Source organism: Nocardia sp. NPDC059177, assembly GCF_042755165.1.
Taxonomy (GTDB): Bacteria; Actinomycetota; Actinomycetes; order Mycobacteriales; family Mycobacteriaceae; genus Nocardia.
On the sequence record NZ_JBHZBX010000019.1, the window covers coordinates 44,932 to 62,607 of the forward strand.

The 17,676-nt window shown below is 70.4% G+C and carries 16 protein-coding genes and 1 other RNA gene; 8 read left to right on the plus strand and 9 right to left on the minus strand.

What is annotated here, in order from left to right; all coding sequences use genetic code 11:
- Positions 1 to 165: 165 nt before the first annotated feature.
- On the plus strand, positions 166 to 369 hold the full coding sequence (locus ACFXK0_RS22290) for a cold-shock protein (protein ID WP_056821080.1): 204 nt from the start codon (positions 166 to 168) through the stop codon (positions 367 to 369).
- Between the two features lie 54 nt (positions 370 to 423).
- Here the strand turns inward: ACFXK0_RS22290 and ACFXK0_RS22295 are convergent, their stop codons facing one another.
- The 3 genes from ACFXK0_RS22295 to ACFXK0_RS22305 all read right to left on the minus strand — a co-directional run bounded on the left by ACFXK0_RS22295 (position 424) and on the right by ACFXK0_RS22305 (position 6,508).
- A complete protein-coding gene (locus ACFXK0_RS22295) occupies positions 424 to 3,438 on the minus strand; it encodes a bifunctional [glutamine synthetase] adenylyltransferase/[glutamine synthetase]-adenylyl-L-tyrosine phosphorylase (protein WP_379412558.1) in 3,015 nt (1,004 codons plus the stop codon).
- A 78-nt stretch (positions 3,439 to 3,516) separates the two neighbouring features.
- On the minus strand, positions 3,517 to 4,854 hold the full coding sequence (locus tag ACFXK0_RS22300) for a glutamine synthetase family protein (protein ID WP_379412559.1): 1,338 nt from the start codon (positions 4,852 to 4,854) through the stop codon (positions 3,517 to 3,519).
- A 121-nt stretch (positions 4,855 to 4,975) separates the two neighbouring features.
- Positions 4,976 to 6,508: an alpha/beta hydrolase gene (locus tag ACFXK0_RS22305; protein WP_379412560.1), complete on the minus strand. Its 1,533-nt coding sequence runs from the start codon at positions 6,506 to 6,508 to the stop codon at positions 4,976 to 4,978.
- 214 nt (positions 6,509 to 6,722) lie between these two features.
- On the opposite strand from ACFXK0_RS22305, the gene panB reads away from it, so the two are divergent.
- From panB to ACFXK0_RS22325, 4 genes are all read left to right on the plus strand, one after another.
- Entirely contained in the window at positions 6,723 to 7,589 is an 867-nt protein-coding gene (gene panB / locus ACFXK0_RS22310; RefSeq protein ID WP_379412561.1) for a 3-methyl-2-oxobutanoate hydroxymethyltransferase, read from the plus strand.
- A 277-nt stretch (positions 7,590 to 7,866) separates the two neighbouring features.
- Positions 7,867 to 8,295, plus strand: coding sequence for a hypothetical protein (locus ACFXK0_RS22315; protein WP_379412562.1), 429 nt, complete (start codon positions 7,867 to 7,869; stop codon positions 8,293 to 8,295).
- Entirely contained in the window at positions 8,295 to 9,257 is a 963-nt protein-coding gene (gene pip, locus ACFXK0_RS22320) for a prolyl aminopeptidase (RefSeq protein ID WP_379412563.1), read from the plus strand. The genes ACFXK0_RS22315 and pip overlap by 1 nt, the downstream gene beginning before the upstream one ends.
- Before the next feature lie 3 nt (positions 9,258 to 9,260).
- Positions 9,261 to 10,115 (plus strand): CHAD domain-containing protein, encoded by an 855-nt coding sequence (locus ACFXK0_RS22325; RefSeq protein WP_379412564.1) that lies wholly within the window; start codon positions 9,261 to 9,263, stop codon positions 10,113 to 10,115.
- Between the two features lie 44 nt (positions 10,116 to 10,159).
- Here the strand turns inward: ACFXK0_RS22325 and ACFXK0_RS22330 are convergent, their stop codons facing one another.
- Positions 10,160 to 11,593 carry an RNB domain-containing ribonuclease gene (locus tag ACFXK0_RS22330; RefSeq protein WP_379412565.1) on the minus strand — a complete coding sequence of 478 codons (1,434 nt, stop codon included), beginning with the start codon at positions 11,591 to 11,593 and terminating at the stop codon, positions 10,160 to 10,162.
- 19 nt (positions 11,594 to 11,612) lie between these two features.
- Positions 11,613 to 11,945, minus strand: coding sequence for a hypothetical protein (locus ACFXK0_RS22335; protein WP_379412566.1), 333 nt, complete (start codon positions 11,943 to 11,945; stop codon positions 11,613 to 11,615).
- A gap of 405 nt (positions 11,946 to 12,350) precedes the next feature.
- Here ACFXK0_RS22335 and ACFXK0_RS22340 point away from each other — a divergent pair, with 405 nt between their 5' ends.
- Complete coding sequence (locus ACFXK0_RS22340) at positions 12,351 to 12,716, plus strand: hypothetical protein (RefSeq protein ID WP_379412567.1); 366 nt, start codon at positions 12,351 to 12,353, stop codon at positions 12,714 to 12,716.
- A 14-nt stretch (positions 12,717 to 12,730) separates the two neighbouring features.
- On the opposite strand, the gene rnpB is transcribed toward ACFXK0_RS22340, so the two are convergent.
- Positions 12,731 to 13,136, minus strand: an RNA gene (rnpB, locus tag ACFXK0_RS22345) — RNase P RNA component class A.
- Between the two features lie 110 nt (positions 13,137 to 13,246).
- On the opposite strand from rnpB, the gene ACFXK0_RS22350 reads away from it, so the two are divergent.
- Positions 13,247 to 14,134 carry an alpha/beta hydrolase gene (locus tag ACFXK0_RS22350; protein WP_379412568.1) on the plus strand — a complete coding sequence of 296 codons (888 nt, stop codon included), beginning with the start codon at positions 13,247 to 13,249 and terminating at the stop codon, positions 14,132 to 14,134.
- A 55-nt stretch (positions 14,135 to 14,189) separates the two neighbouring features.
- Here ACFXK0_RS22350 and ACFXK0_RS22355 read toward each other — a convergent pair whose 3' ends face one another.
- From ACFXK0_RS22355 to ACFXK0_RS22365, 3 genes are all read right to left on the minus strand, one after another.
- The gene (locus tag ACFXK0_RS22355) at positions 14,190 to 14,879 is read right to left on the minus strand and encodes a S1 family peptidase (RefSeq protein ID WP_379412569.1); all 690 of its coding nucleotides are present in this window, start codon (positions 14,877 to 14,879) and stop codon (positions 14,190 to 14,192) included.
- 136 nt (positions 14,880 to 15,015) lie between these two features.
- Positions 15,016 to 16,170 (minus strand): bifunctional RNase H/acid phosphatase, encoded by a 1,155-nt coding sequence (locus ACFXK0_RS22360; protein WP_379412671.1) that lies wholly within the window; start codon positions 16,168 to 16,170, stop codon positions 15,016 to 15,018.
- Positions 16,171 to 16,189: 19 nt separating this feature from the next.
- Complete coding sequence (locus tag ACFXK0_RS22365; protein ID WP_379412570.1) at positions 16,190 to 16,927, minus strand: zinc ribbon domain-containing protein; 738 nt, start codon at positions 16,925 to 16,927, stop codon at positions 16,190 to 16,192.
- Positions 16,928 to 17,060: 133 nt separating this feature from the next.
- Here ACFXK0_RS22365 and ACFXK0_RS22370 point away from each other — a divergent pair, with 133 nt between their 5' ends.
- Positions 17,061 to 17,669, plus strand: a complete 609-nt coding sequence (locus ACFXK0_RS22370) for a hypothetical protein (RefSeq protein ID WP_379412571.1) — start codon at positions 17,061 to 17,063, stop codon at positions 17,667 to 17,669.
- Positions 17,670 to 17,676 lie beyond the last annotated feature (7 nt).

Sequence of the window (17,676 nt, forward strand, 5' to 3'; positions counted from 1 at the left end):
CGGGGCATGCGACACGCCCGCGATTTCGGGACAGACTCCGCCCAGATCGCCGTGCGGAAAAACCGTCTGGGCAGTTTGCAGCCGAGTATGGCATACTTGGCTGCTGAGACTGGGCTGATCGCAAGTGATCGCCGTGGCTCACCTACGGAAAAGACTTTTAAACACATGACTCAAGGCACTGTTAAGTGGTTCAACGGCGAAAAGGGCTTCGGCTTCATCGCCCAAGACGGAGGCGGCCCCGACGTCTTCGTGCATTACTCCGCCATCGGCGGCTCGGGCTTCAAGTCCCTCGAAGAGGGTCAGCGGGTGGAGTTCGAGGTCGGCCAGGGCCAGAAGGGCCCCCAGGCTCAGGACGTCCGCGCCATCTGATCTCGGCGTAACGTAGCAAGGCCCCGCACCACTGGTGCGGGGCCTTGCTCGTGTTCACTCGCCCCCGAACACCCGCTCCACGACCGCCTTGGCGCGCCGGGTGATCCGCATGTAGTTGTCCAGGAACTCCGAGCCCTCGTCGGTCGGCCAGCCCGCCACCCGGGCCACCGCAGACAGCAGCCGGCCGGGACCGGGCAGCTGATCGGTGGGCTTGCCCTTGACCAGGACCAGCGCATTGCGCGCCGCCGTGGCGGTGATCCACGATTCCCGCAGCAACGCGACATCGTCGGGCTCGAGGATGCCCTCGGCCTCGATGACGTCGAGTGACTGCAAGGTCGAGGTGTTGTGCAAGCCGGGCACCTCGTGGGCATGGCGCAACTGCAGCAGCTGCACGGTCCATTCGATATCGGCCAGTCCGCCGCGACCCAGTTTGGTGTGGGTCGCCGGGTTGGCCCCGCGCGGCAGCCGTTCGGAGTCGACCCGGGCCTTGATCCGGCGGATCTCGCGCACCGCGTCGGCGGACACGCCACCGGCCGGATAGCGGACCGGGTCGATGACGTGCAGGAACCGCACCCCGAGCTGCTGATCGCCGGCCACCTGGTGCGCGCGCAGCAGCGCCTGCACCTCCCAGGACTGCGCCCACTGGTCGTAGTAGGACTTGTAGGCCGCCAAGGTGCGCACCAGCGGTCCGTTGCGGCCCTCCGGGCGCAGGCCCGCGTCCACCTGGAGCGGCGGGTCGGTGCTGGGCGCCCCGAGCAGCCGCTGCACCTGATCGGCGATGCCGTTGGCCCATTTCACCGCGACGGTCTCGTCCTCGCCGGGCCGCGGATCGCAGACGAACAGCACATCGGCGTCGGAGCCGTAGCCCAGCTCCATTCCGCCCAGGCGGCCCATCCCGATCACCGCGAAATCCGCGGGCGCTGGGGCGCCGCGTTCGGCTTCCGAGGCCCGGATGACCGCTTGCAGTGACGCTTCCAGCACCGCGACCCACACCGACGACAGCGCCGCGCACACCTGCGGCACATCCAGCATGCCGAGCAGATCGGCCGAGGCGACCCGGGCCAGTTCGTGCCTGCGCAGCGAACGGGCCGCGGCCACCGCGCGTTTCGGGTCGTCGTAGCGGGCGGCCGCGGTCTGGATGCCGCGGGCCACGTCGTCGGGTTGCGGGCCGAGCAGCTGCGGGCCGCCCGGTCCGTCGGCGTACATGCGGATGGTCTCGGGGGCATTGATGAGCAGATCGGGCAGGTACTCCGAGGAGCCGAGCACGATCATCAGCCGCTGCGCGATGGCGCCCTCGTCGCGCAGTTCGCGCAGGAACCAGATCTGGTCGTCGAGGCCCTCCGACACCCGGCGGTAGGCCAGCAGACCCGCGTCGGGATTCGGTGTGTCACCGAGCCATTCGAGCAGGGTCGGCAGCAGCAGCGCCTGGATGCGGCCCTTGCGCGAGACCCCGCCGGTGAGCGCCTTCAGATGCCCGAGGGCATTGGCGGGCGCGGCGTAACCGAGGGCGGCGAGCTGGCGCACGGCGGCGTCGGGGCTCAGGCGCAGCGCGTCGGAGTCCATCCGGGCGACTGCCTCGAGCAGCGGGCGATAGAACAGTTTGGCGTGCAGGCGCCGCACCCGCACCGCGTTGCGGCGGATATCGGTGTCGAGCACGCCGACCGCGTCCTGGCGGCCGTCGGGACGGATGTGGGCGGCGCGGGCCAGCCAGCGCATGCCCTCGTCGTCGTCGGCGGCGGGCAGGGTGTGGGTGCGCTTGAGCCGCTGCAGTTGCAGGCGGTGCTCGAGCAGGCGCAGGAATTCGTAGGAGGCGGTGAGGTTGGCGGCGTCGTCGCGGCCGACATACCCGCCGGCGGCCAGGGCGGCCAGCGCCTCGACCGTATTGGTCACGTGCAGCGACTCGTCGACCCGCCCGTGCACCAATTGCAGGAGCTGGACGGCGAATTCGACATCGCGCAGGCTGCCCGCGCCGAGCTTGAGCTCGCGCTCACGCAGATCGGCGGGCACCAGGTCCTCGACCCGGCGGCGCATGGCCTGCACATCGGCGACGAAGTCGGGGCGTTCCGAAGCCGCCCACACCATCGGCATCAGGGCGTCCCGGTACTGCTGCCCGAGTACCAGATCGCCGGTCATCGGCCGGTTCTTCAGCAGCGCCTGGAACTCCCAGGTGCGCGCCCAGCGCTTGTAGTAGGCCAGGTGCGAGTCGAGGGTGCGTACCAGCGCGCCCGCCTTGCCCTCCGGGCGCAGGGCCGCGTCGACCTCGAAGAAGGCCGAGCTCGCCACGCTCATCATCTCCGCGGCCAGCCGGGTGGCGGTCGCGTCGGCCGGTTCGGCCACGAACACCACGTCGACATCGCTGACGTAGTTCAGTTCGCGCGCACCGCATTTGCCCATCGCGATCACCGCGAGCCGCACCGGCACCTCGCCGTTCTTGCAGACCCGCGCGACCGCCACCGACAGCGCCGCGGTGAGCGCGGCGTCGGCCAGATCCGACAACTGCATACCGACCACGGTGTAGGGCGGCACCGGCTCGTTCTCGACCGTGGAGGCCAGGTCGACGGCGGCCAGCAGCATGAGCTGATCGCGATACCGGCTGCGCAACAACGCGATCGCCTCCGGCCCGGCGACGCCGGCCCGGAACAGCATCGGGCCGGCGTGCGGACCGGTCTCGGGTTTCGCCTCGACCGCGTCGAGCAGGTCGGCGATCAGTTCCGCGCGCGGCGGCAATTCGGGGCGGCGCAACAGCTTCCACGCGGCGGGCGCGGCGACGAGATGGTCGCCGAACGCCGTCGAGGAGCCGAGCAGGCCGAAGAGCCTGCCGCGCAGGGTGGTATCGGATCGGATCGCCGAATCCAGTTCGCCCCACTCCTCGCCCAGCGATTCGCGCAGCCGCACGAGCGTGGACAGCGCGAGATCGGCATCGGGCGAACGCGACAGCGCCCAGAGCACGGGCACGCCGTCGACGTTGTCCCAGCCGAGTTCACGCAGGGATGCCGCTGCTGCCGGTTCGAGGAGACCGAGCCGGCCGACGCCGGGAACAGCGGAGCGGGCAGTCGGTGGCCGGACCATGTCGACAAAACTACAGGGTCCGGGCAACGAAGGCGTTACGCAGCAGCACTGGGCCGCTGCGCCCCTGACTCAGGGGAGTCAGAGGGAGAGATACTCCTTGAGTTCCCACGGGGTGACCTGGCTGCGGTAGTCGGCCCATTCGCGGCGCTTGTTGCGCAGGAAGAAGTCGAAGACGTGCTCGCCGAGGGTCTCGGCGACCAGCTCGGAGCGCTCCATCACCTGCAGGGCCTCGTCGAGGGTGCCGGGCAGCGAGCGGAAGCCCATGGCGCGACGTTCGGCGTCGGTCAGCGCCCACACATCGTCCTCGGCCTCGGGCGGCAGCGTGTAGCCCTTCTCGATGCCGCGCAGACCGGCGGCGAGCAGTACCGCGAAGGTCAGGTACGGGTTGCAGGCCGAATCAGGGCTGCGGATCTCGACGCGACGCGAGGACGACTTGTTGGGCGTGTACATCGGCACGCGCACCAGCGCCGAACGGTTGGACCGGCCCCAGGAGGCCGCCGTCGGAGCTTCGCCGCCGTGGATGAGGCGCTTGTAGGAGTTGACCCACTGGTTGCTGATCGCGCTGATCTCCGGGGCGTGCTCGAGGATGCCCGCGATGAACGAGCGCGCCGTCGAGGACAGGTTCTCCGGGTCGTCGGGATCGGCGAAGGCATTGGACTCGCCCTCGAACAGGCTCATGTGGGTGTGCATGGCCGAGCCCGGGTACTGGGAGAACGGCTTGGGCATGAAGGTGGCGCGCACGCCCTCGTCGATCGCGACCTCCTTGATGAGGTAGCGGAAGGTCATCACGTTGTCGGCCATCGACAGCGCGTCGGCGTAGCGCAGGTCGATCTCCTGCTGGCCGGGGGCGCCCTCGTGGTGGCTGAACTCCACCGAGATGCCCATCGACTCGAGCGCGTCGATGGCGTGGCGGCGGAAGTTGGGGGCCGAGTCGTGCACGGCCTGGTCGAAGAAGCCGCCGTTGTCGGCGGGCACCGGCTCGCCGTTCTTGAGGCCGTTCTCCAGCAGGAAGAACTCGATCTCGGGGTGCACGTAGCAGCTGAAGCCGACATCGGCGGCCTTGTTGAGCTGGCGGCGCAGCACGTGGCGCGGGTCGGCCCAGGACGGCGAGCCGTCGGGCATGGTGATGTCGCAGAACATGCGCGCGGAGTGCTGGTGACCCTTGGAGGTCGACCATGGCAGCACCTGGAAGGTCGACGGATCGGGCCGCGCGACCATGTCCGCCTCGGACACGCGCGCGAAGCCTTCGATGGCCGAACCGTCGAAGCCGATGCCCTCTTCGAAGGCGCCCTCGAGCTCGGCGGGCGCGATGGCGACGGACTTCAGATAGCCCAGCACGTCGGTGAACCAGAGACGGACGAAGCGGATGTCCCGCTCTTCGAGCGTCCGCAGCACGAATTCCTTCTGGCGATCCATACCGGCGAGCGTAAGCACCTGGCGTTAAATCCGTGTTACATACACGCGCGGGTTTACGTTCCGATCAGTCCGTTCGCACATCTCACCGGGTACGACGGGGCGAGGTGAGGAATCGCGCATCTCAGCATGTGAGACCTTCGGCGGGCGCGGCGAGTTCGACGAGGTAGTCGATCACCGCGTCGTCGAGGCATGTGTCCCCGGCGACGAGAGCGGCGGTGTGCCGGTTGCCGCGGAATGTGATCAGGTCCGCGCCCAGCTGCGCGGCGAGGTCGACACCGGCCTGATAGGGGGTGGCCGGATCGTCGGTGGTGGAGACGACGACCGTGGCGGGCAGGCCGGGCGCCGAGATCCGGTGCGGCGTGCTGGTGTTGGGCACCGGCCAGGACGCGCACAGTTCCAGCGGGGCGGCACCGGTGCCCTTGCCGTCGTCGAGGAAGGGGGCGGCCTTGCGGTATTCGGTGTCCTGGCGCCCGACCACCGCCGGATCGGTGACGCGCGGGTCGTCGACGCAGCGGATGGCGTTGAAGGCGTCCTGGGTGTTGGCGTAGGTGCCGTCCTCGCGGCGGCCGTCGTAGAGGTCGGCCAGTTGCAGCAGGGTGTCGCCCTGACCGGCGCGCAGCTCGGTCAGGCCCTGGGTGAGCACATTCCACAGGTCGTCGGTGTAGAGGGCCTGCTGGACGCCGGTGATCGCGTCGCCGTAGCTGAGGCCGCGCGGGTCGGCGGTGCCGGCCGGGGTGGTCGCCAGCGGGTCGACCAGTTCGCGGAAGCGGGCCACCGCCTGGGCCGGGTCGGTGCCGAGCGGGCATTCGGCGTGCTGGGCGCAGTCGGCGGAGTAGGCGTCGAACACGCCCTGGAAGCCCGCGGCCTGGCGCAGTGATTCCTGGACCGGGTCCTGCGAGGAGTCCACCGCGCCGTCGAGCACCATGGCGCGCACGTTCTGCGGGAACTTCTCGGCATAGGCCGAGCCGAGGCGGGTGCCGTAGGAGTAGCCCAGGTAGCTCAGTTTCGCGTCGCCGAGCACGGCCCGGATGACGTCCATGTCCTGGATCACCTCGCGGGTGCCCACATGGGCCAGCAGGTCGGCACCGGTGCGCTCGGCGCAGCGGTCGGCGTACTCGCGGTTGTCGGCCTCGGCCGCGGCGATGCCGGCCGGGTCGTTGTCCAGCGGGGGCTCGGCGCGTTCGGAATCGGCCTGCTGCGGGGTCAGGCACACGATCGCGGGCAGCGAGGACCCGACGCCGCGCGGATCGAAACCGACCCGGTCGAACCGTTCGGCCAGCGGGGTGCGGGTGCCGATGCCGATCATCGACAGGCCGGAAACGCCGGGTCCGCCGGGGTTCATCAGCAGCGATCCGAGCTTCTCGCCGCCTGCCGGGATCCGCGACAGCGCGATCTGGGCGGTCGCGCCGTCCGGGTTCGCGTAGTCGACGGGCACGGTGATCCGGGCGCATTCGGCGTTCGGGGGCAGCCGGTCGTCCGGGCCGCCGTACTCGGCGCACGAACCCCAGTCGATCTGCTGCTGGTAGAAGCGGTCCAGACCGGCCGGCGCCGGGGGCAGTGGTGTGCTCGGGGCCGCGCTCTCGGTGGCGGAGCACCCGGAGACGATCACTGCGCAGATCGCGCCGAGGAGCACGACGAGCCGGCCTCGCTGCACTGTGGGCCCACCTTTCCGCGCCGCTGGGCGCACAAGCACGATGCGCCCGATCCGCGTGAATGGGCGCGCTGCCACGGTAGCCGAACCGCCGGTGTGACCGATCCCACCGGCCCCGGGCCTTAGAACGGCTCGGGCCGAGGTGGCACACTGAATTGGTCAGAAAAACCCGGGGACCCGCGACAGGGCCTCGAGGAACCAGACGAAAGGGACGATGATGTCCGTATCCGATGAGCAGACCCCTGCCTACGGTGCCGCTCCCGCCGAAACCACCCCGGCCCAGCGGCCGCGCCGCAAGACCCGCGTGCAGCATCTGCAGCAGATGAAGGCCGAGGGCGAACGCTGGTCGATGCTGACCGCCTACGACTTCTCCTCCGCGCGCCTGTTCGAAGAGGCGGGCATTCCCGTGCTGCTGGTCGGCGACTCCGCCGCCAATGTGGTCTACGGCTACGACACCACCGTGCCGATCACCGTCGACGAGCTGATCCCGCTGGTCCGCGGCGTGGTCAGGGGCGCACCGCACGCGCTGGTCGTCGCCGACTTGCCGTTCGGCACCTACGAGTCCTCCCCGCAGCAGGCGCTGGCCACCGCCACCCGCTTCCTGAAGGAGGGCGGCGCGCACGCGGTCAAGCTCGAGGGCGGCGAACGTGTCGCCGAGCAGATCGCGCTGATCACCGCGGCGGGCATTCCCGTGATGGCGCACATCGGCTTCACCCCGCAGAGCGTGAACACCCTCGGCGGCTTCCGCGTGCAGGGTCGCGGCGACGGCGCCGAACAGCTCATCGCCGACGCGATCGCGGTGCAGGAGGCCGGCGCGTTCTCGGTGGTCATGGAGATGGTCCCCGCCGAGCTGGCCGGCCAGGTCACCCATAAGCTGACCATCCCCACGGTCGGCATCGGCGCCGGCGCCGACTGCGACGCCCAGGTGCTGGTCTGGCAGGACATGGCCGGCTACACCAGCGGCAAGACCGCCAAGTTCGTCAAGCGCTTCGGCAATGTGGGCGACGAACTCCGCGCCGCCGCCGCCGCGTACGCGGAAGAAGTCCGCCAGGGCACCTTCCCCGGCCCGGAACACAGCTTCTGACCCGACCGCACTCCCACCCCCGAGCCCTGGGCAGCAGCCGCCAATTCCCAGCTGACCGCACTCCCGGCCCCGCACATCCCGACCTCGAGGAGGGATCCGCCGCGCAGCGGCGGGTCGCGGCCGGGTCGCCGATCAGCGCTCGAAGCGCACGCGCCGCAGGCGCAAGTCTCGAGCGCTGATCGGCGGCCCCCAAGGGGCCGCGACCTCGAGCGCGCCAGCGCTCCAAGAGACCTGGCAGACTCGATGGCGAATATCGCCGACCAGTCATGAGGTATCGATGCATCGCCGTGGGATTTCCCGAGCTGCCGTTTCACTGACCGCAGCGCTCGCCGTCCTGGCCCTGACCGCCTGCGGCGGTACCGAACCCGAGTCGAGCGGCGCGGCAGGCTCCACCTCCTCGGTCGCCCCCACCACCACGGTGAGCAAACCGGGTGAGGTGGTGATCAGTGATGCCGCGGCCGCTCAGCTGTGCGATCTGATCCGGCCCGAGCTGTCGAACTTCCGCGTGCAGGGTCCGACACTCGGCCGGTTCTCGCTCAATGCGATGGTGCACGAATGGGCGCTGCGCAACGGCGGGATCAACGCGCAGGTGCTCGCCGACAAGGCGATCGTCGACCGGGTGACCACCGCGTCCTGCGCCGACGTGCGCACCGAGGCGCTGACCGCCCTCGAACTGCCGAATCTCGCTGCGGGACTGGCTTTCTGATGCGCGCCCTCTACCCGGAGATCGAGCCGTTCGAAGACGGGTTGCTCGAGGTCGGCGACGGCCAGTCGGTGTACTGGGAGGTCAGCGGCAATCCGCGGGGCAAGCCGGTGGTGTTCGTGCACGGTGGGCCCGGCGGTGGCACCGGCCCGTTGCAGCGGCGATTCTTCGATCCGGCGGTGTACCGGATCGTGCTCTTCGATCAGCGCGGGTGCGGAAAGTCGGTGCCGCACATCGCCGATGGCGCGAGCCTCGACACCAACACCACCGCGCACCTGATCGCGGACATGGAACTGCTGCGCGCACACCTCGGCGTCGAGCGCTGGCAGGTGTTCGGTGGCTCGTGGGGTTCCACCCTCGGGCTGGCCTACGCGCAGGCCCATCCCGGGCGGGTCACCGAGCTGGTGCTGCGCGGCATCTTCCTGTTGCGGCGCAAGGAGATCGACTGGTACTACAACGGCGCGGCGGGCAATGTGTACCCGACCGAGTGGGCGAAGTTCCTCGCGCCGGTTCCGGTGGCCGAGCGCGACGGCGATCTCGTCGAGGCCTATCACCGCCTGCTGCACTCCCCCGATCCGCAGGTCGCCCTCGAAGCCGCGGTGGCCTGGTCGACCTGGGAGGGTGCAACGAGTTCGCTGCTGCCACAACCCGATCGGATCGCCGAGACCGGTGAAGCGCGCTTCGCGCTGGCCTTCGCGCGGATCGAAAACCACTATTTCCGGCACGGCGGATTCCTCGACGAGGCACAGTTGCTGCGTGACATCGATCGGATCGCCGACATCCCCGGAGTGATCGTGCAGGGCCGCCATGACATCGTGTGCCCCGCGGTGAGCGCCTGGGACCTGCACACCGCCTGGCCTGCCTCGACCCTGCACATCGTCGAGGACGCGGGCCATACCGCGCACGAGCCCGGCATCACCCACCACCTGGTGGCGGCGACCGACACGTTCGGGAAGCGAGACTGACTCATGAGGCCGACAGCCGCCACTGCCCTCGTCGCCGCGCTGCGCGAGGACATCGATCGGCTGCTGGCCGCCGAGCCCGACGTGCGCGCCGACGTCGAGGACTCGGTCCACCAGATGCGCGTGGCCACCCGGCGATTGCGCAGTGTGCTGCGTTCCTACCGCCGCCTGTTCGACGCCGAGCAGACCGCGGCCACCCTCACCGAGCTGAAGTGGCTGGCCGATCTGCTCGGTGTGGCCCGCGACGCCGAGGTGCGGGCCGCGCGTTTCAAGGATCTGCTGCGCGGCTACGACGAGGTGCCCGTCGAGGTGGTCCGGGCCCTGGTCGGCGCCTCCCGCCATGTCTACGCCACCGCCCACGCCGAGATCCTCACCGCCCTCGACGAACCGCGCTACCGCGAGCTGGCCGAGGTGCTCACCACCTGGCGCACCGATCCCCCGCTCGCGGCCACGGCGGCGAGCTCCGATGCGGCCACCGCCTTCGACCGCGTGCTGCGCCGCGACCGCACCCGTGCGCGCCGCCTCGTCCTGTCCGAGCCGACCGCCACCCCCGCCGATCGCGTCGAGCTGCTGCACGATATCCGTAAGAGCGCCAAGCGTTTACGGTATTCCTGCGAGGCCGCGAGTACCGTCCTCGGCGAGCAGGCCACCGACCTGGGCGCCCGCGCCAAGCGCCTGCAGACCGTCCTCGGCGATCACCGCGACGCCGTCGAATCCCGGGAGGCGATCCTGGCCGCGGCGGCCACGACACCCGGCGCCGCCACCCTCTTCGAACTCCTCGCCGACACCGAGGAGGCCGCCGCCGGCCGGGCCCTCGCCCGCTACCCCGCCGCCGCGGCCTTCATCACCGGCACCGCCTGACCCGTCCGATTCCGCAGATGGCTGATCTCGGCACCAGGAGCGGGTCACGGGGCGCCGAGGTACTCGAACTCGATCCGCCGGGTCGGTGGGTCGGCGACGGCCAGGCGCACCGGGACCTGGGCGCCTTCGGGCGGCTCGCCCGCACACCGCGCCAGGATCGGCGGTTCGGCCACGAAGATCTCCGCCCCGCGCGATCCGTTCGCCTCGCGCAGGACGACCGCAGCGAACTCGGTACCCACGCGCGGTGCGAGGACGGTCGCCTCGGTCAGGTCGACGCAGGCGCGGTCGATCTTGCTGGCGACCGTGTCGGTGCGCTTCATCGTCTCGGCCGCAGCGGCGAGTCCGTCCAGTACCCAGGCGGGCACCGGGACGCCCGCGCAGTGGGACAGGCAGATCTCGGTGGTGAAGCGGTCCGCGAGGCGGCGCAGCGGGGCGGTCACGTGGGCGTAGGGCGCGCCGATCGCGCTGTGGGTCAGCTGGTCCGGGGCGGGGTCGTCGAGGTCGGCGAGCAGGGTGTAGCCGGCGCCGCGCAGCAGGGTGGTGGCTTCCGACATCAGGACCAGGGCGGCGGGGGTGTTGGCGTCGAGACCGGCCAGCAGGCGGCCGACGGGGAGGTCGGCGGGCCAGTCGATGCCGAGGGCGGCGGCGGTGCGGCGCATCGAGTCGATCGCCGACGGTGGCGGCGGGGGCATGGTGCGCAGCAGGCCGGTGGGGGTTTCCCGGTGGCGCAGCATGATCTGGGCCGCGCACATGCCGGTCAGCAGGGAGACCTGTTCGTTCCAGTCGTCGGCGGCGGTGCGTGGTTCCAGGTCCAGACGCCAGTGGTCGCCGTCGCGCACGACGTCCTGGGCGGGCAGGCGCAGCGAGATGGCGCCCTGGTCGAGTCCCTGTTCCATGCGCAGGGCGCCGAATTCGGGCAGCGCGGCGATCGCGGGATGCAGGGTGCCCGCGTCGGCGGCGGCCTGGACCTGGGCGTAGTCGAATCGGTGCCGGGAGCGCACCAGCGCGCGGCTGACGGTGAACGACCGGGGCACCGCGGCTTCGTCGAGGTCGATGGTCCACAGCGCGGCGGGGCGATCGCGGTCGGGCAGCAGGCTGGCGGCGTCCTCGGACAGCACCGGCGGATGCAGCGGCACGCTGCCGTCGGGAAGGTAGAAAGTCTGGCCGCGCGTACCGGATTCGCGGGCGAGGGCGCTGCCGGGCACGATCACGGCGCCGAGGTCGGCGATCGCGTAATGCAGGGTGAACCCGGTCGCGGTGCGGGCGATGTGCAGCGCCTGGTCCAGATCCATGGCGCCGGGCGGGTCGATGGTCACGAACTCGATGTCGGTCCGGTCGGCCCTGGTGCCCGCGAACGCGTCGACCGCGTCGCGGGCGTCGGAGCCGGCCTCGGCCGGATAGTCCGAGGCCAGCCCGAATTCGGAACGGATGGCGCCGAAGTCGACCGGCGCCGAGACGATCCGCGGATGGAGTTCCATCCTTGCAGGGTAACGACTGTTACTGCAGTGCCAGCATGGTGCCGTTGAGCTGGTCGAGGGGGCCGTACACGGTGAAGGTGACCCGGCCGTTGGGCACGGCCGAGGACACGGTCGCGGCCGCGTCGAGCGCCTGGCCGAACGAGGCGGCCGAGGGGTGCGGCAGACCGGCGACGGTCAGGCCGAACCGGGTCTGGTGCACCCAGGCGGTGTCAGCCGGGCTCAGGTCGACCTGGACCCCGCCGGCGAGCGGGGTCACCGCGATTGCGCTGGCCGAGCCGGCACCCAGCGCGGTGGACACCGCAGCAGCTCCGGCGATCAGTGCACCGGCGACAATGGAACGAACTACCCGCATGTAAATGTGACCTGCTTCCGCGATCGAATGTGTTGGACTCGCCACGATCGGCGGCGAGCCGGGCCGACGGCGAACACTCTATGACCTCGCTCACGCCCGGCGGCGAGTTCCCGGCATTTTCACCGGACCGACATTCCCCTGCCGGCGATTGTTACTGTGTCGGCGGCACACCCGGCAGTCGCCGGGCCGTGCGGCACCCACCTCGATACATGGGAGTTCCGAGCGTATGTCGTCGCTGATCTTCGATTACCTCTTGCCGATTCTCGGCCCGGACCAGGCCGCCTACTGGGCCCAGGTGCTGATGATCAACCCCACCTAGGTCGCGTATTCCTCAGTCACGACCTGTCGCCTCCCGTTCACCGGACGGGAGGCGACGCGTTTTCCGGGCGGCTAGCATCTGCGCGCGTGAGTAGAACAACCGCCGCCCTCGCGGCCAGTGCCACCGTCGTCGCCGTGCTCCTGGCCGGCTGCGGCGACGATTCCGCCGCCGCCGATTCCGCGGCCACCTCCGCCGCCCCGACCGTCCAGGTCGACGCGAGCAAGGCCGCGATGTTCGTGGTCAGCTACCGCAACGCGTTCCCGAAGCTGAGCGAGGGGCGCGATGACGCCGCGTTGCGCGGAGTGCTGGGGCAGACCTGCGGCGATATCGCGGCAGGCAAGTCCACCGACGATGTCGTCGCCGGGATCGTGCGCAACGCGACGAACGGCGCGACCGCCGCGAGCACCGAAGAGGCGCAGGCGATCTACGAAATGGCCACCCGGATGTGCTGATACCGGTTGGCGGGCGGACGAGCCGGCCTGTAAGCCGGATCCTGTCCCCGGTTCGCACCGGGGGGCGACCATCCATCTGGACACACCGTCGCCGGGTGCCTCGAGCGGTCCACCCGCAGGCTCGGGCGAGCAGCCCTCGAACACCTGCGCAGCCGCACCGTGCGGTGCGACCTTCGACCTTGCTCCGGGCGGGGTTTACCTAGCCGCCCCGGTCACCCGGGGCGCTGGTGCGCTCTTACCGCACCGTTTCACCCTTACCGCACTCGCGTGCGGCGGTTTGTTTTCTGTGGCACTGTCCCGCGGGTCACCCCGGGTTGCCGTTGACAACCGCCCTGCTCTGTGGAGTCCGGACTTTCCTCGGCGCCGGGCAGCAGCATTGAAAATGCCCGTTCCCTTCGCCGCGGTCGCCCGGCCGACTCGTCCGCTCGTACAGAGTACCTGCGGTGCGAACTCACGGCCCGCAGGAGGCAGCCCGCGTAACCACGGAGGGCCCGAGAGCGCCGCCGGAATACGCAGTACGGTTATCTCTCATGGAACGTGTCGACGTCAGTTTCCCCTCGGGTGACCAGCAGTGCGCTGCCTGGTTGTACCTGCCCGACGGCGCGCCCCGGCCGCGACCGTTGGTGATCATGGGACACGGGCTGGGGGCAACCCGCGAGATGGGGTTGGATCGGTATGCGCGGCGGTTCGTCGCGGCGGGGATGGGGGTGCTGGCGTTCGACTACCGGCATTTCGGGGGCAGTGAGGGCGCACCACGCCAGCTGTTGCACATCGCTCGTCAGCGGCAGGACTGGAAGGCCGCGATCGCCTACGCACGCAGTATCCGTGGCTTCGACGCCACCCGGATCGCGTTGTGGGGCACCTCGTTCGGCGGCGGGCACGTGCTCGCGGTGGCGCCCGAGGACGACTACATCGCCGCGGTGGTGGCGCAGGTGCCGTTCACCAGCGGCTGGGCCTCGTCGATGGCCAAGGGCCCGATCAGCCTCACCAAGGTCGCCACGATCGCGTTCACCGATCTGCTCGTCGGGCCGATCCGGCGCAAGCCGGTGGGTATCCGGCTGGCCGGGCGCAAACGCTCGGCGGCGTTGATGAGCGCTTCGGACGTGCCGGAGGGTTTCGGCCGGCTGGCCGAGGAGAGCGCCACCTACGAGCCGAAAGTCTCGGCACGCGTGGCCTTCTCGACCCTGTTCGACGCGCCGGGCCGCAAGGCCAAGAGCGTGAAGGTGCCGGTGTTCTACGCCATCGCCGAGAACGATTCGATCGCCCCGCCCGCGCCCACCCGCAAGGCCGCCGAACGCACCAAGCACGCGGTGGTCAAGCAGTACCCGGTCGGCCATTTCGACGTCTACTTCGACGACGTCTTCGAACAGGTCGTGCGCGACCAGACCGACTTCCTGGTCTCGATCCTGCGCCCGTGACGGCGCAGGGGCGCACCGCCGGGTGGCGATGCGCCCCTGTCGGGCCGGGCCGGGATCAGACGGGCTGGAAGCCCGCGCCGACGCCGCCCGCGCGGTTGAGCGCGTCGAGGATGACCTGGATGGGCTGGAAGTAGGCGGGCGAGTGGATCGGGTTGGCGCCGCCGGTGCACGGGATGTCGAAGTCGACCGGGCCGAGTCCGACGAGCCTGCCCTGGTTCATGCCGACCAGCTGGTCGCCGACGACGACGGGGCCGCCGGAATCGCCGGGCTGCGAGCAGTACTGGTTGATCGAGGTGCCTTCGAGCTCACCCCACACCACGCCGCAGCTGCGGCCACTGGTCCGGCCGTCCGAGCACACCGTGGCACCGGGGCCGGGCGCGGCGCCGATACCGGCGACGGTGGTCTGGCCGATGGTGCGCACCGGGATGACCTTGGCGGCGTCGAGCTGCAGCACCGCGAAGTCCAGGTATTCACCGTCGTCGGAGTAGGCGACGGTGCCGATCACCCCCGCGTGCAGCGCCTGTTCGGCGCCGACCCTGGCACCGGTCGATGCGCAGTGCCCGGCGGTGATGCCGACCAGCCGGCCCGCGCTGTCGTGGCCGATGGCGGTCAGCGAGCAGCCGGAGTCGTTGTCGAAGACGATGCCCGAGGCCGCACCGAGCACCACGCTCGGATCGGCCGATACGCTGCCCGCACCAGCGGATGCGGTGAACGCCCCCGCGATGGCCGCCGCGAATGCCGCCATCCGTAGAAACCTCATCAAGTACCTTTCTCCCTGGCCACGGTAGTCCGCGTGCCCGTGAACCTTTCGGGCGCGGAGGCGTGTTCGTTACGCCGGCCGTGAAACCGGGCCGACCGTACCGTGCGGGGGTACGGGCGGGCTAACTCGCCAGGTACGAGGTGTCGTTGACCAGCCGCACCGAGGATCCGCCGTCGGGATAGAACTCGGCGATGCACAGCGAGGCCAGATCCAGGTGCAGGCGGTACAGCAGCGACGGGCCGACGCCCAGCGCCAGTTGCAGCAGGGTCTTGATCGGGGTGACGTGACTGACCACCACGATGTTCTGCCCGGGGTACAGCGCGACGAGGTCGCGGCGGACCTCTTCGATGCGTTCGCGGACCTGATCGAAGCTCTCGCCGCCGGGCGCGGGCAGTGCCGGGTCGCCCAGCCAGGCGGCATGGCGCTGCGGATCCTGTTGCGCCGCTTCGGCGAAGGTGAGCCCTTCCCAGTCGCCGAAATCGGTCTCGATGAGCCCGTCCAGGATGCGCAACGGCACATCGAGGGCGGTGGCGGCGGCTTCGGCTGTCGACCTGGCGCGCTGCAACGGTGAACTCACCACGGCGGCGATGTTTCCCTTGGCGGCCAGCATTTTCGCGGCCCGCCCGGCCTGGTCGCGGCCGAGTTCGGTCAGCGGCGGGTTGCCGCGGCCGGAGTAGCGGCGCTGCACCGACAGCTCGGTCTGGCCGTGCCGCAGCAGCAGCAGCCGGGTCGGCGCGCCGACGGCGCCGGTCCAGCCCGGCGCGGTCCACACCGGCTGGGTTCCAGGGGTTTTCGCCGGGGTCTCCGGTACGGCGACCGCGTCGGCCGGGGTGTGCCCGGCGGCGACGGCCGCGCGCACGGTGCCGGTCAGCGCGCCGTCGTCCATGGCTTCGTTGGCCAGCCGGTCGGCATGGGAGTTCTGCGCACGGGGAATCCAGGTGAAGCTCACCCGGTCGAACCCGGCGACGAGCGAGCGCGCCTGTTCGGCGAGCGGAATCATCGAGGGGTGCTTGACTTTCCAGCGTCCCGACATCTGCTCGACGACCAGTTTGGAATCCATCCGCACCGCGACGACCCGCGCGCCCAGTTCGGCCGCGGCGGCCAATCCGGCGATCAGGCCACGGTATTCGGCGACATTGTTGGTGGTGGCGCCGAGGAATTCCTTGCGTTCGGCGAGCACCCGCGCGTGGTCGGCGTCGAACACCACCGCGCCGTAGCCGGCCGGGCCCGGATTGCCGCGCGAACCGCCGTCGGCTTCGACGAGGACCTCGTGCACGCTCACCGGCGCGCGCCGATCATAGCCCGGATTCCTTGGTACGCACCATGATCGCGCTGCACTCGGGGCAGCGCAGCACCGCGTCGGGCGCGGCCTTGGCGATGCGCTGCATCTCGCCGCGATCGATCTCGATCCGGCAGGCGCCGCAGCGGCGGGCCTGCAGCAGGGCGGCGCCGACGCCGTGGGCGGCGCGCTGCTTGTCGTAGACGGCGAGCAGTTCGTCCGGGAACAGCCCGACCAGACCCTCCCGGTCGGTGTCGCAACGCTGCTGGGCCACGGCCAGATCGGCCATCGCCTCGTCGCGCAGGCGTTCGGCGTCGGCCAGGTCCTGCTCGGCCTTGCTCAGCCGCGCGCCGGCGTGGTCGTGGTCGGCGGCCATCGCCTCGCGCTGCTCCATCACGGTCAGCAGTTCGTCCTCGAGTACCGAGCGGCGGCGCTCCAGGCTGCCCAGTTCGTGCTGGATCTCGGCGAGCTGCTTGGCGGCGACGGTGCCCGCGGTGAGCATGCCGCGGTCACGGTCCTCGCGCTTGCGAACCGCCTCGACCTCACCCTCGAGCTTGCGGATGTCGCGGTCCAGGTCGTCGATGCCGATCTCCACCGCGACGGCGGCGTCTTTGTAGCCGTTGCGTTCGGCCGCCAGCCTGGCCACTTCCTGTTGCTCGGGCAGCGCCGTCCGGCGATGGGCGATCCGCGTCAGCTCGGCATCGACGGCGGCGAGCTGCAACAGCTTGGACTGGACCGACGGTTCGACATTCAACGCGCACGAACTCCTGAGCACTGTGGACGGATGGGTTGGTCAACCGTACCGCGCCGGCGGGCATGGTCATGCCAGGACCTGGAAGTCCGGCCGGCGAGGGAACCGAACGGGTCCGGGATGCGTCCAACCTGATGTGACTGCATCGAATCCCACCGACCTGGTCCTGCCGCTGCGCCCGCGCATCCTCGACCAGCATGCCGAAGCGCGGCAGCTCCAGCTGGTGCCCGCCGTGCAGCTACCGCCCGTGTGTCCCGTGCACGGCGGCCCGGCGACGGGGCCGAAGGACGAGAACCTCCGGTTCTGGGGCAAGCCGGGCTCCTACCGGCAGGAAGGCGTCGCGCGGCTGCTGCTGGAGGTGGTGAAGAAGGACCTGTTCGGGTCGCTCGTCACCGACTGCAACGAACCGACCGCGTTGATCAGGGCGCAGTGGCCGGCGTGCGCGGAGTGCGCGCGGCAAGCCGACACACGGACCAGAATGGAGATCGTCTTCTGGATGTGCGCCCTCGCGCCCATGACCATCGGTATCGGGCTGATGCTCACCGTCCCGTCGGTCTACGCCTATCTCGCCGCGATCCTCGGGTTCTTCTTCATCTTCCTCGCGGCGCACTTCCACGGGCCGGTGTTCACCGGCCTCGACCGCTACCTCACCGCGTCGCTGGCTCCGGACGCGAGCTCGGTCACCCTCCGGGTCCACCCGGAGTTCGCCCGCGCCTGGTCGGGGCTGAATCAGTCCCGGTGGTGAGCGTTTG

Bases quoted from the DNA above. Each gene is read 5' to 3' on its own strand.
- ACFXK0_RS22290 (WP_056821080.1), top strand. From the start codon at position 166: ATGACTCAAGGCACTGTTAAGTGGTTCAACGGCGAAAAGGGCTTCGGC.
- ACFXK0_RS22295 (WP_379412558.1), bottom strand. From the start codon at position 3,438: ATGGTCCGGCCACCGACTGCCCGCTCCGCTGTTCCCGGCGTCGGCCGG.
- ACFXK0_RS22300 (WP_379412559.1), bottom strand. From the start codon at position 4,854: ATGGATCGCCAGAAGGAATTCGTGCTGCGGACGCTCGAAGAGCGGGAC.
- panB (WP_379412561.1), top strand. From the start codon at position 6,723: ATGTCCGTATCCGATGAGCAGACCCCTGCCTACGGTGCCGCTCCCGCC.
- ACFXK0_RS22315 (WP_379412562.1), top strand. From the start codon at position 7,867: ATGCATCGCCGTGGGATTTCCCGAGCTGCCGTTTCACTGACCGCAGCG.
- pip (WP_379412563.1), top strand. From the start codon at position 8,295: ATGCGCGCCCTCTACCCGGAGATCGAGCCGTTCGAAGACGGGTTGCTC.
- ACFXK0_RS22325 (WP_379412564.1), top strand. From the start codon at position 9,261: ATGAGGCCGACAGCCGCCACTGCCCTCGTCGCCGCGCTGCGCGAGGAC.
- ACFXK0_RS22330 (WP_379412565.1), bottom strand. From the start codon at position 11,593: ATGGAACTCCATCCGCGGATCGTCTCGGCGCCGGTCGACTTCGGCGCC.
- ACFXK0_RS22335 (WP_379412566.1), bottom strand. From the start codon at position 11,945: ATGCGGGTAGTTCGTTCCATTGTCGCCGGTGCACTGATCGCCGGAGCT.
- ACFXK0_RS22350 (WP_379412568.1), top strand. From the start codon at position 13,247: ATGGAACGTGTCGACGTCAGTTTCCCCTCGGGTGACCAGCAGTGCGCT.
- ACFXK0_RS22355 (WP_379412569.1), bottom strand. From the start codon at position 14,879: ATGGCGGCATTCGCGGCGGCCATCGCGGGGGCGTTCACCGCATCCGCT.